Raw genomic sequence first — 15,776 nt, 5'->3', positions numbered from 1 at the left:
ATGACCGGCCGATCGGGGCCGTTCACGGCCGGCCGACCGTCACCTCGACCGGACCGCCCTCCGAATCGACCGCGCCCGCCCAGCCGGCGGCGAGCCGCACCGTGCGGTTCGGGACGGCCGTCCAGACGCGCTGGCGGTGCAGCAGGCGGCCGTCCTGGGTGACGTGCAGGAGGGGGCGGTTGAGGAGGGTGGTGGTGCGCAGGACGTACGGGTGACGGTCGGTCGGGGTGACACGGTTCGGGGCGATCCACCGCAGGGGCGGGGCGACGGTGAGGGGGACGCCGGTCGGCCAGGTCGTACCCGTGAGCCACTCCCGGACGGCGCGGGCCGTGTGCGTCCCCTCTTCGGCCGCCGTGGCCGCGCTCTCCACGGCGTGCAGCAGACTGCCGGCCGCGAAGACGCCGGGGCTGGAGGTGCGCAGGGCGCCGTCGACGGCGGGGCCGCGGGTGCCGGGGTCCAGGTCGATGCCGCCGCGTCGGGCGAGTTCGTGGTCGGGGACGAAGTCGCCGGTGAACACGACGGTGTCGCAGGGCAGTACGGCCGTACGGCCCGCCCGGTGCCGCACCCGGACGCCCGACAGACGCCCGTGGCCGAGGAGTTCGACGACGGTCGTGTCGGTCAGGAGTGGGACGCGGTGGCGGAGTCGGGTGGTCTGGGCGCGGACCGGCATGGACTGGGAGTACGGCAACTCCGTGACCATGGCGACGACATCGGCTCCGGCCGCCACCACCGTGTCGGCGGCGGCGTAGGAGACGTCCTCCGCGCCGACGACCACCGCTCGGCTGCCGATCCGCTGTCCGTGGAGGTGGACGGCCTGCTGGAGTTCGCCGGTGGTGAGGACGCCGGCGGGCCGGGTGCCGGGTACCAGCCGGGCGGCGCGGGGGCGTTCGCGGGCGCCGGTGGCCAGGACGATCGCACGGGCGCGGAGGGTCTCGGGGCCGTCGGGACTCACGGTGGTGAGCGACAGGGGGCCCACCCAGTCGAGGGCGGTCACTCCCGTGCGGACGACCGCGCCCGCGCGTGCCGCCGCCGTGGTGAGCAGGCGGGCGTAACCGGGGCCGGTGAGCGGATGCAGCCACGTACCGAAGCCGCCGTGGGCGCAGTGCCGCGGCACTCCCCCGGCCCTCAACTCACGGTCCAGCACCTCCACTTGCCCCACACCGGCCACGGCCAGGCACGCGGCGACCGCGAGGCCGGCCGGGCCGGCGCCCACGACGAGGACATCGACGTCCCTCATGCGCGGGCCCCCTCGAAGGCGGCGGTGAGCTGGCGGGCGCGGGCCAGGCGGAGAAGCAGGCGCGGCTGATTCTCAAGGCCGCCGGGCACGCGATGCCTCCGTGCTTCCGCGGCCCGCGACTCCCGGTCCGGGACCTCGACGCGACCCGCGCCCGCCACCGCCGGGCGAGTGGTGGCCGCCGGGCCGGTATCCATCATGAGCACCTCCACCGCCGTCACCCCCGCGCCCCCTCGAACAACGCCCGTACCGCCGCGCCGCAGTGGAAGCCCTGGCAGCGGCCCGAGCGGGCGCGGGTGCGGCGGCGCAGGCCGTCGACGGAGTGGGGCGCGATCGTGCTGGTGAGGGCGTCGCGGATCTCGCCGCGGGAGACGCGTTCGCAGTGGCAGACGAGGGTGCCGTACTCGGGGTCCTGGGCGATGAGTTCGGGGCGTTGGTAGGGGCGGGGGAAGGCCTCGCCGAGGTTGGGCATGTGGATCGGGGTCAGGTCGCGGGGTGGGGTCAACTCAAGGCCGGTGTCGGCCAGTAGGGCGGTGACGTGGTCCGCGATGGCGAGGGAGGCGGTGAGGCCGGTGGAGCGGATGCCGCCGACGGTGACGGTGGCCTGCTCGGGGTGGGCGAGGATGCGGTAGTCCTCGTGCTCGGTGGCGGCGCGCAGTCCGGCGTAGACGGCGGTGACCTCCTCGTCGAGCAGGTCGGGCAGGATGCGGCGGCCCTGTTCGCGCAGGCGGGACAGGGCGTCGGCGGTGGAGCCGGTGGCGTGCTTGTCGTGCAGGTTCTCGGCGGTCGGGCCGAGCAGGACGTTGCCGTAGACGGTGGGGGCGACCAGGACGCCTTTGCCGAGGGCCGTGGGAACGGGCAGCAGGATGTGGTGGACCAGGGCGCGGGCGAACTTGTCGAAGACGAGGAGTTGGCCGCGGCGGGGGGTGACCGCGAAGTCGTCGTGGCCGAGCCGTCGGTCGAGGGTGTCGGCGTGCAGCCCGGCCGCGTTGACGAGCCGGCGGGCGCGAAGTGGGCCGCGGGTGGTGCCGAGGCGGTGGACGCCGCCCTCCCGACCGACCTTCTCCACCCGGGAGTTGAGGTGCAGGTCGACTCCGTGCCGGACCGTCTGGGTGGCGTACGCCAGAGTCGTCGTCCAGGGGCAGATGATGCTCTCGCCGGGGATGTGCAGGGCCCCGAGGGCGCCGGGGCCCAAGTGCGGTTCTCGTGCGTAGAGTTCGGCGGGTCCGAGCTGGCGGGCGTCCGCGTAGGCGTTGCGTTCGGCCTTCTCGGCCAGGCCCGGCAGGGCGGCGAGCTGTTCCTCGTCCCAGGCGACCAGCAGCGCGCCGACCGGTTCGACGGGGATGCCCGACTCGGCTGCGTAGAGCGCGAGTTGGCGAGAACCCTCCCGGACCAGCCGTGCCTCCAGCGAGCCGGGGACCGCGTCGAACCCGGTGTGCAGGATGGCGGTGTTGGCCTTCGAGGTGCCCTGGCCGACATCGTCCTGGGCCTCGACGAGGGCGATCCGGAGATCCGCGTGGCGGGCCAGCCGGCGGGCGATCGCGCAGCCGACGACTCCGGCGCCGACGATCGCGACGTCGTACACGGTCCGGGGCAGCAGCCCGCTCGCGGTGACCGTCACGCGGGGGCCCGGTCCAGCAGTGCGGCGACCTCGCGGCGGAAGCCGGCCAGGCGTTCGGCGGCCTCGTCGGCGGTGATGCGCGGCTCGTAGACGGCGGCCGGCTTCCAGTCCGGCAGTGCGTCGGCGACCGTGAGCCCGGGCCGGGCGCCTATGCGGGCCAGGGTGCCGACGCCGAGCGCGGTGGCGTCGGGCAGGGCGGACACCTCGACGGGGCGTTGCAGCAGGTCGGCCTGGGTCTGCATGAGCAGGGCCGAGCGGGTCAGACCGCCGTCGACGCGCAGTTCCCGAAGGGGTTCCCCGAGGTCGGTGGCGGCCGCGTCGGCGAGTTCGACGACCTGGGCGGCGAGGCCTTCGCACAGGGCGCGCACCAGGTGCCCGGGGGTGGTGTCGAGGCCGAGTCCGGTGAGCGAGCCGCGCAGGTCGCCGCGCCACCAGGGGGCGGCGAGCCCGGCGAGGGCCGGTACGAAGGTGACGCCACCGCTGTCGGGAACAGCGCCGCCGACCGTGTCGAGGTGGCCCGCGCCCTTGATCACGCCGAGGTCGGTGAGCCAGCGCACCGCGGAGGCGGCCGTGTAGACCTGGCCGTCGAGGCAGTAGCCGGTGCGCCCGACCACCCGCCAGGCGACACAACTGACCAGTCCCGAGGTGCCGTGCCGTGGTGCGTCGCCGGTGTGGGCGAGGAGGAACGCGCCTGTGCCGTAGGTGCACTTGGCGCTGCCGGGGGCGGTGACGCGCTGGGCGAGCAGGGCGGCCTGTTGGTCGACGGCGAGGCCGGTGAGCGGCAGCTCCGGCCCCAACTCGCGTGTGATGCCGACCGGTTGGGCGTTGTCGACGATCTCGGGGAGCCGTTCGTCCGACAGCCCGTAGAGGTCCAGCGCGCGCGGCGACCACCGTACGCGGTCGAGGTCGAGGAGTTGGGTGCGCCCCGCGGTGGCCGCGTCGGTGACGAAGGCGCCGGTGAGGCGGTGCACGAGCCAGGTGTCGCTGGTGGTGACGACGCCCTCTCGGGTGAGGTGGCGGCGGATCCAGGCCATCTTGGGGGCTGCGAAGTACGGGTCCAGGGGCAGGCCGGTCAGGGCGCGCAACTCGTCGGCGTGCGCGGCGAGTTCGGCGCAGACGCTCTCGGCCCGGCGGTCCTGCCAGACCAGGGCGTCGGTGAGCGGGCGGCCGGTGTCCGGGTCCCAGGCCAGGACGGTCTCGCCCTGGTTGGCCAGGCCCATGGCCACGACGGGTTCACGGGCCTCGGCGAGGGCGCGGGAGCCGGCGTCGAGCACCGAGCGGTACAGCTCCTCCGGGTCGACCTCCACCAGGCCGCCGGGCAGATGGCGGGGGTGCACGGCGGCGAACCCGGTGCCGATGACGCCGCGTTCGGGGCACAGGACGAGCGCCTTGGTGCCGGACGTGCCCTGGTCGACGGCGAGTACCGCACCTGTCATCGCTGCGTCTGCCAACGAAGTCTCCTGTCCCGACGAAATCCCTTGCACATCCCGAAAAGACAGAACGCCCGGTATCCCGAACCCCTTCGACTCCCCCGTCCCGGTTCCTTCGTCTCGGCTCCCGGCTCAGCTCTCCCGGCGATCACTGCGCGCCAGACTGCCGCCGCGCCGCCTGCCGCGTCAAGCAACGCTGACAACTGGTCAACTCCCTTTGGACACACGGGTATACGCCAGCATCAGGGAAACCGGTGGAGCGAGGGGACCCGCACCCCTACAGTGGCCGCCGTCCGATCGCACACCCCTCGATCGTCGCCCGCAGGAGGGCTGTTTGTTACTCCACTCCGCCAGGCCCCGCCCCCACCACGGGGCGGGCGGCTGAATGGCCCGAGAAGGAGCACGTCCCACCTACGACCCCGCCGGGCACGACCCGGCCCTGCGCGCCGCCCTCCAGGACCTGCGCACCGGACGCTGGATGTCCATGCGCGGTCTGCTCGCCGACACCACCACGTGGTGGCGGTGGACACAGCGCACCCAGGTGCTCGCCACCGCGGCGGCCAGCACCGACGTCGTGCGGACCTGGCTCGACGAGGAACCGCACAGTGTCCCGGCCCTCGTGATGCACGCCCGGGTCGCCGTGGAGCGCGCGCTGCGGGCACACCGGGAGGACCACGGCCGCACGCGTGAACTGTGGCGGGAGGCCTGGCAGTCGTGCGACGCGGCGGCCCGGGCCGCACCGCAGGACCCGGTCCCCTGGGTGTGTCTGCTGGCCCTCGCCCCGCTCGACCGGGAGCAGTTACGGCCCGAGCACCGGGTGGCGCCGCCCGAGGCGATGCTGCCGCCGGGGCCGTGGGGGCTGCTGGCGGAGGCCGGCAAGCGGGACCCGTACAACCGCGAGGCGTACCACCGCATGCTGCAGTTCCTGTACGCGCGCGGCCCCGCCGGACGCCTCGCGGAGGCGACCGGGTTCGCCCAGTGGGCCGCGGACACGGCACCGCCGGGGTCCGCCCTGCACGTCCTGCCGCTGTACGTACGCGTCGAGCGCTATCGGCGCACCGGCGCCCGGGACGCCGCGCTGGATCTGCACTGGGTCGCCGAGGACGCCGGCCGGGAGACCCGGCAGGTCCTGCACTCCTGGTTCGAGGTCACCCGCAGCGACGAGCGCTCCCCGCTCGACCTCAACCATCTCGCCCACGCCTTGTGGGGCGCCCTCCAATTCCCTGACGCGGCCCGGGTGTTCGACGCGCTCGGCCCGTACTGGACGCCCGTCCCGTGGATCCATCGCGCCGCCGACCCCGGCGACCGCGCCCAGGCGCTGGAGGTCTTCCTCCAGGCCCGGACGCGCAGTTCGGCGGCGCGCAAGCAGTCCTGACCGTCCTTCCCCCGGAGGTTTCCGCATGTCGAGCACGAGCAGTCCCCACCCGCACGACGAAGAGGAGCGCCTCCGCGAACTCGGCTACCGGCCGGTGCTGGCCCGCCGGATGGGCGGCTTCGGCAACTTCGCGATCAGCTTCTCGGTGATCTCGATCCTGTCCGGCTGCATGACCCTGTACGGCTTCGGCATGGGCGCCGGCGGCCCCGCCGTGATGCTGTGGGGCTGGGCTGGCGTAGGCCTGTTCGTGCTGTGCGTGGGGCTCGCACTGGCCGAGGTCACCAGCGCGTACCCGACCTCCGGCGCCCTGTACTACATGGCCGACCGGCTCGGCGGCCGGCGCTGGGGCTGGTACACGGGGTGGCTGAATCTGCTCGGTCTCTTAGGTGCGATCGCCGGCATCGACTACGGGGCCGCCCTGTTCACGGGCGCGTTCGCGAGCATCCAGTGGGGCTTCGAGCCGACACCGGGCAAGATTATGCTGATCTTCGTGGCGATCCTGCTGCTGCACGGCGTGCTGAACCTCTTCGGGGTCCGGCTGGTCAGCGTGCTCAACTCGATCAGCGTGTGGTGGCACCTGGCCGGAGTCGCCGCCATAGTCGGCGCGTTGGCGATCGTCCCCGACCACCACCAGTCGCCGTCCTTCGTGTTCACCGAGTTCGTGAACGACACCGGCTGGTCCAACCCCCTCTACGTGGCGGCGATCGGCCTCCTCCTCGCCCAGTACACCTTCTCCGGCTACGACGCCTCCGCCCACCTCTCCGAGGAGACCTCCAACGCCTCGGTGTCGGCGGCGAAGGGGATCGTGCGCTCCATCTGGGTGTCCTGGATAGCGGGCTTCGTGCTGCTCGCGGGCCTCACCTTCGCCATCCAGGACTACGCCGCCACCCGCGCCAGCGACACCGGGGTGCCGCCCGCGCAGATCCTGCTCGACGGTCTGGGCACCGACGGCGCGAGCGCGCTGCTGCTCGTGGTGATCGTGGCCCAGCTCTTCTGCGGCAACGCCGAGGTGGCCGCCGCCAGCCGCATGGTGTTCGCCTTCAGCCGGGACGGCGCCCTGCCCGGTTCCGGCCTGTGGCGCAAGGTCAGCATCCGCACCCAGACCCCGGTGGCGGCCGTCTGGCTGGCCGTGGTGGTGGCCGGCCTGCTCGCCCTGCCGTCCCTGTACTCGGCGACGGCGTACGGCGCGGTCACTGCCATCAACGTCATCGGCATCACCCCGGCGTACGCCATCCCCGTCCTGCTGCGGCTGCGCGCGGGCGACCGATTCACGCCCGGGCCCTGGCAGTTGGGCCGGTGGAGCAAACCGGTCGGCTGGGTCGCCGTGGTGTGGGTGGCCTGCGTGACGGTGCTGTTCTGTCTGCCGCAGTCGTCGCCGGTGACGGTCGACTCGATGAACTACGCGTCCGTCGCGCTCGCCGTCGTACTCGTCCTCGCCACTGTGTGGTGGTATGTCGCCCGCCGTTCGTACGGAACGCCCAGGACGGCCGCGTACGGATCGGACCACGAGCAGGCCGAACTCGCGGAGGGCATTGTCTGATCCGCGCTGGTCAGGTACGAACTGCCGTGCGGGATAGGGCACGATGAACGCTCGCACTTCCCGTATCGAGCAGGTGGCAACGTGACGACACTTCACATCCGGTTCCCGGCGGCAACTCGCGCCGCGCACGCGCTGGTCGGAGGTGACCGGTGACCCGAGGGCTCACCCTGGACGACTGGGTCCATGCCGGAATCGCCCTGGCCGCCGGTCTGTTGACCGCGTTCCTGTTGCGCATGCTGCTGCGGTGGCTCGGTCGGCACGCCGACCGCACCCGCTGGAGCGGCGACGACGTCATCGTGGAGGCGCTGCGCACGGTCGTGCCGTGGGCGGCGTTCCTCGGCGGGGTCGCGTCGGCGGGTGCCGCGCTGCCGTTGACGAAGTCGGTCCAGCACCACGTCAACCAGACGCTCACCGTGGTGCTCATCTTCGTCGTCACGCTGGCGTCGGCCCGGGTGATCGCCGGTCTGGTGCGGGCGGTCACCCAGTCCCGCTCCGGGGTCGCCGGGTCGGCCACGATCTTCGTGAACATCACCCGGGTGCTGGTCCTGGCCATCGGCTTCCTGGTGGTCCTGCAGACGCTGGGCATCTCGATAGCCCCGATGCTCACCGCCCTGGGCGTCGGCGGTCTGGCGGTCGCGCTCGCCCTCCAGGACACCCTGGCGAACCTCTTCGCGGGCATCCACATCCTCGCCTCCAAGACCGTGCAGCCCGGCGACTACATCAAGCTGAGCAGCGGTGAGGAGGGCTATGTCGAGGACATCAACTGGCGTCAGACGACGGTCCGGGCGCTGTCCAACAACCTGGTCGTGATCCCCAACGGGCAGCTCGCGAAGACGAACATGACCAACTTCATGCGTCCCGAGCAGGACCTGACGATCCTGGTCCAGGTCGGGGTCGGCTACGACAGCGACCTGGAGCACGTCGAGCGGGTCACCCTGGAGGTCGTCGCGGACGTGATGACCGGGATCAGCGGCGCCCTTCCGGAGCACGAACCGGCGGTCCGCTTCCACACGTTCGGGGACTCCCGGATCGGCTGCACGGTGATCCTGGGCGTCGGCGAGTTCAGCGACCAGTTCCGCATCAAGCACGAGTTCATCAAGCAGCTGCACCGGCGCTACCGCGACGAGGGCATCCGGATCCCGGCGCCCACGCGGACGGTGGCACTCCAGCAGGGCTCGCTGTCGATTCCGCAGCAGCGCAGCTCGACGGAGGTGGGCGACATGACTGCCGCCCACCCCGAATGAGCTAGGTGACCTACAGGGTCGCCGAGTTGTCGTGGTGCCCGCTCGTCCGCTTGCGCGGCGCGAGCGAGGAACTCACGGGCGTGACCGTCCAGTCCGGGTGACCGGGCATCCGGGGGGTCTTCGTGCCGTAGAGCCAGTCGCGCAGGAAGCCCGACAGGTCCTGGCCGGAGACCTCCGAGGCGACGGCGATGTAATCGTCCGTCGTCGCCGAGGAGTTGCGGAAGCGGGCCAGGAAGGTGCTCTCGATGTTCGCGAAGACGCTCTCGCCGACCAGCTGGCGCAGGGCGTACAGCACCAGCACACCACCGAGGTAGCGCTGGCTGTCGAACAGGTTGGCCTCGTTGGGCGCGGCCACCGGCCCAGAGTCACGGCGCCACTGGTCGCCGAGCGCGTAGGTGTTCTTCATCCGGGCTTCCATCGTGGTCAGGCCGATGGAGTCGGCCCAGCCGCGCTCGTAGCGGTACAGCAGCCCGTAGAAGTCGGCGTGTCCCTCGTTCAGCCACAGGTCGGCCCAGCTGCCGGGGCTGACGAGGTTGCCGAACCAGGAGTGGACCAGCTCGTGCATCATGTGCGAGCCGATGGCCTTCTCCGCCTGGAGCAGGAAGTTCGGCTTGTACAGGGTGAGGGTCTGCGTCTCCAGGCCGGTGAAGTCGAAGGCGTCCCCCTTGTCGGTGTTGGCCGGCAGCAGGCCGTACGTCTCGAACGGGAAGGCGCCCAGGCGCGCTTCCAGCCACTGGACCAGGTTCGGGGTGAGCGCGAGCGCCGGTTCGAGGGCGGCGGCGCGAGCGGCCGGGACGACATCCCGCAGAGGCAGGCCGTTCGGGCCCTGCCGGTCCTTGATGACGTAGTCGCCGACGGTGATCTGCGCCAGCTCGGTGGCCATCGGCTCGCGGGACTTGTACGAGTACGCCGTGCGGCCGTCGGCCAGCGCCTCGGTGCCGGTGAGCAGGCCGTTGGCGACACCGCGCGTTCCCGCGGGAGCGGTGACGCGGAAGGTGAAGTCCGCCTTGTCCGACGGGTGGTCGTTGCACGGGAAGACCGTGTGCGCCGAGTTGGGCTGCGGGCAGATCGCGAAGCCGTCCGGGGTGACGACCCAGGCGGTGTGCGCGAGGGCGCGGGCCGGGTCGGCGCCGTACTCGACGCAGATCGTCGTGCGGGCCTTCGTGGGCAGCGGGCGGGCGGGGGTGATCCGCAGCTTCTCGCCCACCTGCTCGAAGGTGGCGGCGCGGCCGCTGACGCGGACGGCGCGTATGTCCAGGCCCAGGGCGTCCAAGGAGAGCCGGCTGAGGGCCTGGGTGGTGGTTATCTTCAAGGTCGCCTTGCCCTCGACCAGCTTGGTGGTCGCGTCGTAGGCGAGGTCGAGGTGGTAGGCGGAGACCCGGTAGCCGGCGTTGCCGAGGCTCGGGTAGACGGAGTCCCCCAACGTCTCGGGCCCGGGCGTCCCCCCGCCCGTGGCGCCCCCGTCCCTGGTGGCCGCCGAGGCCTGGGTGCCGATGGTCATGGCTGCGGCGGTGCCGATCAGGGCGGCAGCCGGGGCGGTCACTCTGGTGCGATATCTCATGATCCGCTTTCGCTCGGGCGGCCGGGTGGTCGGTCCGGCCGTCGGATGAGTCGTGCGCTGGCGTCGCACGACCCGGGTCATCCACCCGAGTTGTGCGATCACCCCTCTATGACTCCAAGATCGTGCGCGGAGGTTGCATCGCGAGAGCAGGATGTTGTCCGGACGTCGGGAGCGGGATGTTGTCCGGAAGTCCGGACGGACCGCTGTCGAGCCGACGTCGGTCACGAGATATCTTGATGTCGAGCAATGTTGCAGACGTGGAGCGGAGCACCCGGTGACTGACTCGACCATCTTCTATACGCACACTGACGAGGCCCCTGCCCTGGCAACGTATTCCTTCCTGCCGGTGGTCCAGGCGTACGCCTCGCAGGCGGGGGTCGCCGTGGAGACGCGGGACATCTCGCTGGCCGGGCGGATCATCGCCCTGTTCCCGGAGTACCTGACCGAGGACCAGCGGATCCCGGACGCCCTCCATGAGCTCGGCGAGCTGGCCAAGACGCCCGAGGCCAACATCATCAAGCTGCCGAACATCTCAGCGTCCATCCCGCAGCTCAAGGCCGCCGTCGCCGAGCTGCAGAGCCAGGGCTACGCGCTGCCGGACTACCCGGACGACCCCAAGACCGACGAGGAGCGGGACGTCCAGTCCCGCTACGACAAGGTCAAGGGCTCCGCCGTGAACCCGGTGCTGCGCGAGGGCAACTCCGACCGGCGCGCCCCCGCCTCGGTCAAGAACTACGCCAAGACCCACCCGCACCGCATGGGCGCCTGGACCCCCGAGTCCAGGACCAACGTGGCGACGATGGGTGTGGACGACTTCCGCTCCACCGAGAAGTCCGCGGTGATCTCCGAGGCGGGCTCGCTGCGGATCGAGCTGGTCGGCGACGACGGCTCCACCACGGTGCTGCGCGAGTCGGTACCGGTCCTCGCGGACGAGGTCGTCGACGCGTCCGTGCTGCACGTGGCGCCGCTGCGCGAGTTCCTCACCGCGCAGATCGCCCGCGCCAAGGCCGAGGGCGTGCTGTTCTCCGTGCACCTCAAGGCCACGATGATGAAGGTCTCCGACCCGATCATCTTCGGTCACGTGGTGCGCGCCTTCTTCCCGAAGACCTTCGCCGCGTACGGCGAGTCGCTCGCCGCGGCCGGCCTGACCCCGAACGACGGTCTGGGCGGTATCTACAAGGGCCTGGAGGCGCTGCCCGAGGGCGCCGCGATCAAGGCCTCCTTCGACGCCGAGCTCGCCGAGGGTCCGGCCCTCGCCATGGTCGACTCCGACAAGGGCATCACCAACCTGCACGTGCCGTCCGACGTGATCGTCGACGCCTCGATGCCGGCCATGATCCGCACCTCCGGCCACATGTGGGGCCCGGACGGCGCCGAGGCCGACACCCTCGCGGTGCTGCCGGACTCCTCGTACTCCGGCGTCTACCAGGTCGTGATCGACGACTGCCGCGCCAACGGCGCCTACGACCCGTCCACGATGGGCTCGGTCCCGAACGTCGGTCTCATGGCGCAGAAGGCCGAGGAGTACGGCAGCCACGACAAGACCTTCGAGATCCCGGCCACCGGCACGGTCCGCCTCGTCGACCAGGCGGGCAACGTGGTGATCGAGCAGGCCGTCTCGGCCGGCGACATCTTCCGCGCCTGCCAGACCAAGGACGCGCCGATCAAGGACTGGGTGAAGCTCGCCGTCACCCGCGCCCGCGCCACCGGCAGCCCGGCCGTCTTCTGGCTGGACGAGACCCGCGCGCACGACGCCAACCTGATCGCCAAGGTCAACGCCTACCTGACGGAGCACGACACCGAGGGCCTGGACATCCGGATCCTCAACCCCGTCGAGGCGACCAAGCTGTCGGTGGAGCGCATCCGCCGCGGCGAGGACACCATCTCCGTCACCGGCAACGTGCTGCGCGACTACCTCACCGACCTCTTCCCGATCCTGGAGCTGGGCACCAGCGCCAAGATGCTGTCGGTGGTCCCGCTGATGGCGGGCGGCGGTCTGTTCGAGACGGGCGCCGGCGGCTCCGCGCCCAAGCACGTCCAGCAGCTGGTCAAGGAGGACTACCTGCGCTGGGACTCGCTCGGCGAGTTCTTCGCGCTGGTCCCGTCCCTTGAGCAGTACGCCGAGTTCACGGGCAACGCGCGGGCGAAGGTCCTCGCCGACACCCTCGACCGCGCCACGGCGACCTTCCTCAACGAGGACAAGTCCCCGACCCGTCGCGTCGGTGGCATCGACAACCGCGGCAGCCACTTCTTCCTCTCCCTGTACTGGGCGCAGGAGCTGGCCGCGCAGACCGACGACGCCGACCTGGCCAAGGCCTTCGCGTCGCTGGCCGAGACGCTCGCCGCCAACGAGGAGAAGATCGTCGGCGAACTGCTCGCCGTCCAGGGCTCCCCGGTCGACATCGGCGGCTACTACCAGCCCGACCCGGCCAAGGCGGCCAAGGTCATGCGCCCCTCGACCACGTGGAACGAGGCGCTCGCGTCCCTGTGACGCCCGCTTGATCTCGTACGCCGCCCCGGCCGGGTTCTCCCGCCCGGGGCGGCTGCGTTGCGGCCCCCGGGCCCGACCACCGTGCTGGATCACCAAAGCCCCGTACCGGTTCATGAAGGCTCTGTGTCACGCGCGGCGAGACGCTGGTCCGCGCCGATCATCCGTGGTTCGCTCGTCGTATGACGGTGCTCGTGACCCGGCGCCACGTCGACTACGTGCGCGTGACCACCACTGCGTGTAGTGCCGTGAGCTGACGCTCCCCTCCGGCCCTTCCCCCGCCTTCCGCTGCCGTGCTCCCGCGTGTCCGCACGCGTACGCCGGCATGCCCCTTTGCACGAGGAGCAGCACCATGAGCCAGCCCATCGACTCCGTCACCGCCGGTCACACGCCCGAGGACGAACCCGCGGGCCCCGACACCTCGGCCTGGTCCTTCGAGACCAAGCAGATCCACGCGGGAGCCGCGCCCGACCCGACCACCGGTGCCCGCGCGACGCCGATCTACCAGACCTCGTCATTCGTCTTCCGGGACACCCAGCACGCCGCCGACCTGTTCTCGCTCGCCGAGCCCGGCAACATCTACACCCGCATCCACAACCCCACCCAGGACGTCTTCGAGCAGCGCGTTGCCGCGCTCGAGGGCGGTGTCGCGGCCGTGGCGCTGGCCTCCGGACAGGCCGCGGAGACTCTGGCGATCCTCACGCTGGCGAGCGCGGGCGACCACCTCGTCTCCAGTACGTCGCTGTACGGCGGTACCTACAACCTGTTCCGGCACACCCTGCCGAAGCTGGGCATCGAGGTCTCCTTCGTGGACGACCCGGACGACATCGAGGCCTGGCGGGCCGCGATCCGGCCCAACACCAAGGCGCTGTTCGCCGAGACACTGGGCAACCCGCGCGGCAACGTGCTCGACGTCCGGGCGGTCGCGGACGCGGCGCACGAGGCGGGCGTACCGCTGATCGTCGACAACACCGTCCCGACTCCCTTTCTCCTGCGGCCCATCGAGCACGGCGCGGACATCGTCGTGCACTCGGCGACCAAGTTCCTCGGCGGGCACGGGACGACCATCGCGGGGGTCGTCGTGGACGGCGGCACCTTCGACTTCGGAGCCCACGCGGAGCGGTTCCCGGACTTCACCGAGCCCGACCCGAGCTACCACGGCCTCCAGTACTGGCCGGCGCTCGGCCCGGGCGCCTTCGCGATCAAGCTGCGGGTGCAGCTGCTGCGCGACCTCGGCCCGGCGCTCTCCCCGCACTCCGCGTTCCTGCTGCTCCAGGGCGTGGAGACGCTGAGCCTGCGCATCGAGCGGCACTCGTCGAACGCCCAGGCGCTGGCCGAGTGGCTGGAGCAGCGGGACGAGGTGGCGGCCGTCCACTACCCGGGCCTGCCGTCCAGCCAGTGGTACGACGCCGGGCAGAGGTACCTTCCGCGCGGGGCCGGCGCCGTCGTCTCCTTCGAGCTGCGGGACGGCGTCGAGGCGGGCAAGCGGTTCGTGGACGCCGTGGAGCTGTTCAGCCACCTGGCCAACATCGGTGACGTCCGCAGCCTGATCATCCATCCGGCATCCACGACCCACAGCCAGCTGGACGAGGGGCAGTTGGCCGCCACGGGGACCTCGCCGGGCCTGGTGCGCCTGTCGGTCGGCATCGAGAACCTCGCCGACCTCAAGGCCGACCTGGAGGCCGGATTCCGCGCGGCCAAGGGCGCGTAGGTGCAGGCGGCCGCCACCGCTGCTGCTGGTCCCCTCCCGCCGGCCACCGGGGCCTGGCGGGAGGGGGACCCGCCCGGGCGGCGCCGGTGGCACACCCCGGAGAAGCCGCTCCCGCTGGCGGCGGGCGGTGAACTGCCGGGCGCGCGGCTGGCGTTCGAGACCTGGGGACGGCTCGCGCCGGACCGCGCCAACGCCGTCCTCGTCCTGCACGCCCTCACCGGCGACAGCCATGTCGTGGGCCCCGCCGGGCCCGGGCACCCGACCGCCGGCTGGTGGGACGGGCTGGTCGGCCCCGGGCTCGCGCTCGACACCGACCGCTGGTTCGTCGTCGCCCCGAACGTCCTGGGCGGCTGTCAGGGCAGTACGGGACCGGCGTCGACGCGTCCGGACGGGCGCCGGAGCTGGGGCGGCTCCTTCCCGTTCCTGACCCAGCGCGACCAGGTCGCCGCCGAGGCCGGGCTCGCCGACGCGCTGGGCGTCGAGCGGTGGGCGCTCGTCGTCGGCGGGTCGATGGGCGGGATGCGGGCCGTGGAGTGGGCGGTGTCCCACCCCGAGCGCACCGGGGCGCTGCTGCTGCTCGCCACCACGGCGGCGGCGAGCGCGGAGCAGATCGCCTGGTCGAACATCCAGGTGCACGCCGTCCGTTCGGACCCGCACTGGCAGGGCGGCGACTACCACGACACCGCCCACGGACCGCGCACCGGCCTGGGCCTCGCCCGCCGACTCGCCCACGTCACCTACCGCAGCGAACCCGAACTCCGGCTCCGCTTCGGCCGCACACCCCAGGGCACCGAGGATCCCTGGAACGGCGGCCGCTACCAGGTCGAGTCCTACCTCGACCACCACGCCGCCAAGCTGGTCCACCGCTTCGACGCGGGCAGTTACGTGGTCCTGTCCGAGGCCATGAACGCCCACGACGTCGGCCGGGACCGCGGCGGCACTCGGTCAGCGCTGAGCAGGGTCACCGCACGCACGCTGGTCGCGGGCGTCGACTCCGACCGCCTCTACCCGCTCGCCCAGCAGGCCGAGTTGGCCGCGCTGATCCCGACCGCCGACCGGTTGCGGGTGATCGAGTCGCCGTACGGGCACGACGGGTTCCTGATCGAGACGGAACAGGTCGGGGAGCTCGTACGGGAACTCCTGGGCCCCGCCTGACAGTTGGCGCCGACTCGCGGGCCCGGCTGTTGTCCCGGGCCGGCTGCCGCTCCGGGCCGCCCACTCACCAGTCCCGCGTGCCGATCAGCTCCTCCACGTCCGCGTTCTCGAAGCCGTAGGTCTTCGCGACGAACCAGAAGTCCTCGGCTATCTCCTCGCGGGCCACGGTCTCGATCTCGCTGCCGGCCTCCTCGAAGGCGGTCTCGAGGTCGTTGAACTCGTCGGTGGCGGCCTGGGTGAGGACGTACAGCGCGTCCAGGTCGGCGGGCCGCTCGGTCTCGATGCGCTCGCACAGCCGCAGCAGGATGTCCCGGCCCCGGTCCACCACGTGGTCGGGGTAGTAGGCGTCCCTGTACAGCGCCTTGAGAAACGCGTGTGCGGCCGCCTGCTGGTTGCTGATGGGCATGGTGCTCCCCC

The 15,776-nt window shown here is 71.9% G+C and carries 12 protein-coding genes; 6 read left to right on the top strand and 6 right to left on the bottom strand.

What is annotated here, in order from left to right; translation table 11 throughout:
- Positions 1-22 precede the first annotated feature (22 nt).
- From ACWD5F_RS25150 to ACWD5F_RS25135, 4 genes are read right to left on the bottom strand one after another with little or no spacing between them, the layout of a single operon-like run.
- Positions 23-1,237, bottom strand: a complete 1,215-nt coding sequence (locus ACWD5F_RS25150; protein WP_451257505.1) for an NAD(P)/FAD-dependent oxidoreductase — start codon at positions 1,235-1,237, stop codon at positions 23-25.
- Positions 1,234-1,434 (bottom strand): hypothetical protein, encoded by a 201-nt coding sequence (locus ACWD5F_RS25145; protein WP_451257503.1) that lies wholly within the window; start codon positions 1,432-1,434, stop codon positions 1,234-1,236. The genes ACWD5F_RS25150 and ACWD5F_RS25145 overlap by 4 nt, the downstream gene beginning before the upstream one ends.
- A 17-nt stretch (positions 1,435-1,451) precedes the next feature.
- Positions 1,452-2,855, bottom strand: a complete 1,404-nt coding sequence (locus ACWD5F_RS25140) for an FAD-dependent oxidoreductase (protein WP_451257501.1) — start codon at positions 2,853-2,855, stop codon at positions 1,452-1,454.
- The gene (locus ACWD5F_RS25135) at positions 2,852-4,291 is read right to left on the bottom strand and encodes an FGGY family carbohydrate kinase (protein WP_451257582.1); all 1,440 of its coding nucleotides are present in this window, start codon (positions 4,289-4,291) and stop codon (positions 2,852-2,854) included. Before ACWD5F_RS25135 ends, ACWD5F_RS25140 begins: the two co-directional genes overlap by 4 nt.
- Positions 4,292-4,670: 379 nt before the next feature.
- Between ACWD5F_RS25135 and ACWD5F_RS25130 the strand changes: the two genes are divergently transcribed.
- The 3 genes from ACWD5F_RS25130 to ACWD5F_RS25120 all read left to right on the top strand — a co-directional run bounded on the left by ACWD5F_RS25130 (position 4,671) and on the right by ACWD5F_RS25120 (position 8,444).
- Positions 4,671-5,660, top strand: coding sequence for a hypothetical protein (locus ACWD5F_RS25130; RefSeq protein WP_451257499.1), 990 nt, complete (start codon positions 4,671-4,673; stop codon positions 5,658-5,660).
- Between the two features lie 25 nt (positions 5,661-5,685).
- A complete protein-coding gene (locus ACWD5F_RS25125; protein ID WP_451257498.1) occupies positions 5,686-7,200 on the top strand; it encodes an amino acid permease in 1,515 nt (504 codons plus the stop codon).
- A gap of 149 nt (positions 7,201-7,349) precedes the next feature.
- Positions 7,350-8,444 carry a mechanosensitive ion channel family protein gene (locus tag ACWD5F_RS25120; RefSeq protein WP_451257496.1) on the top strand — a complete coding sequence of 365 codons (1,095 nt, stop codon included), beginning with the start codon at positions 7,350-7,352 and terminating at the stop codon, positions 8,442-8,444.
- A gap of 10 nt (positions 8,445-8,454) precedes the next feature.
- Here the strand turns inward: ACWD5F_RS25120 and ACWD5F_RS25115 are convergent, their stop codons facing one another.
- Entirely contained in the window at positions 8,455-10,005 is a 1,551-nt protein-coding gene (locus tag ACWD5F_RS25115; RefSeq protein WP_451257494.1) for a M1 family metallopeptidase, read from the bottom strand.
- A gap of 274 nt (positions 10,006-10,279) precedes the next feature.
- Between ACWD5F_RS25115 and ACWD5F_RS25110 the strand changes: the two genes are divergently transcribed.
- From ACWD5F_RS25110 to metX, 3 genes are all read left to right on the top strand, one after another.
- Positions 10,280-12,496, top strand: a complete 2,217-nt coding sequence (locus ACWD5F_RS25110) for an NADP-dependent isocitrate dehydrogenase (protein ID WP_451257492.1) — start codon at positions 10,280-10,282, stop codon at positions 12,494-12,496.
- Between the two features lie 349 nt (positions 12,497-12,845).
- On the top strand, positions 12,846-14,204 hold the full coding sequence (locus ACWD5F_RS25105; RefSeq protein ID WP_451257490.1) for a bifunctional o-acetylhomoserine/o-acetylserine sulfhydrylase: 1,359 nt from the start codon (positions 12,846-12,848) through the stop codon (positions 14,202-14,204).
- Positions 14,205-15,359: a homoserine O-acetyltransferase MetX gene (gene metX / locus ACWD5F_RS25100; protein ID WP_451257488.1), complete on the top strand. Its 1,155-nt coding sequence runs from the start codon at positions 14,205-14,207 to the stop codon at positions 15,357-15,359.
- Positions 15,360-15,423: 64 nt separating this feature from the next.
- Here metX and ACWD5F_RS25095 read toward each other — a convergent pair whose 3' ends face one another.
- Positions 15,424-15,765, bottom strand: coding sequence for a DUF5713 family protein (locus ACWD5F_RS25095; protein WP_451257486.1), 342 nt, complete (start codon positions 15,763-15,765; stop codon positions 15,424-15,426).
- Between the last annotated feature and the right edge of the window lie 11 nt (positions 15,766-15,776).

It is taken from the genome of Streptomyces sp. NPDC002499 (genome assembly GCF_053595415.1).
The sequence above is the reverse complement of the archived record's forward strand: the minus strand, read 5'-3'. Positions and strand labels throughout refer to the sequence as shown.

Excerpts from the sequence above, each read along its gene's own strand:
- ACWD5F_RS25150 (WP_451257505.1), bottom strand. The coding sequence starts at position 1,237 with ATGAGGGACGTCGATGTCCTCGTCGTGGGCGCCGGCCCGGCCGGCCTC.
- ACWD5F_RS25145 (WP_451257503.1), bottom strand. The coding sequence starts at position 1,434 with ATGATGGATACCGGCCCGGCGGCCACCACTCGCCCGGCGGTGGCGGGC.
- ACWD5F_RS25135 (WP_451257582.1), bottom strand. The coding sequence starts at position 4,291 with ATGACAGGTGCGGTACTCGCCGTCGACCAGGGCACGTCCGGCACCAAG.
- ACWD5F_RS25130 (WP_451257499.1), top strand. The coding sequence starts at position 4,671 with ATGGCCCGAGAAGGAGCACGTCCCACCTACGACCCCGCCGGGCACGAC.
- ACWD5F_RS25125 (WP_451257498.1), top strand. The coding sequence starts at position 5,686 with ATGTCGAGCACGAGCAGTCCCCACCCGCACGACGAAGAGGAGCGCCTC.
- ACWD5F_RS25115 (WP_451257494.1), bottom strand. The coding sequence starts at position 10,005 with ATGAGATATCGCACCAGAGTGACCGCCCCGGCTGCCGCCCTGATCGGC.
- ACWD5F_RS25105 (WP_451257490.1), top strand. The coding sequence starts at position 12,846 with ATGAGCCAGCCCATCGACTCCGTCACCGCCGGTCACACGCCCGAGGAC.
- ACWD5F_RS25095 (WP_451257486.1), bottom strand. The coding sequence starts at position 15,765 with ATGCCCATCAGCAACCAGCAGGCGGCCGCACACGCGTTTCTCAAGGCG.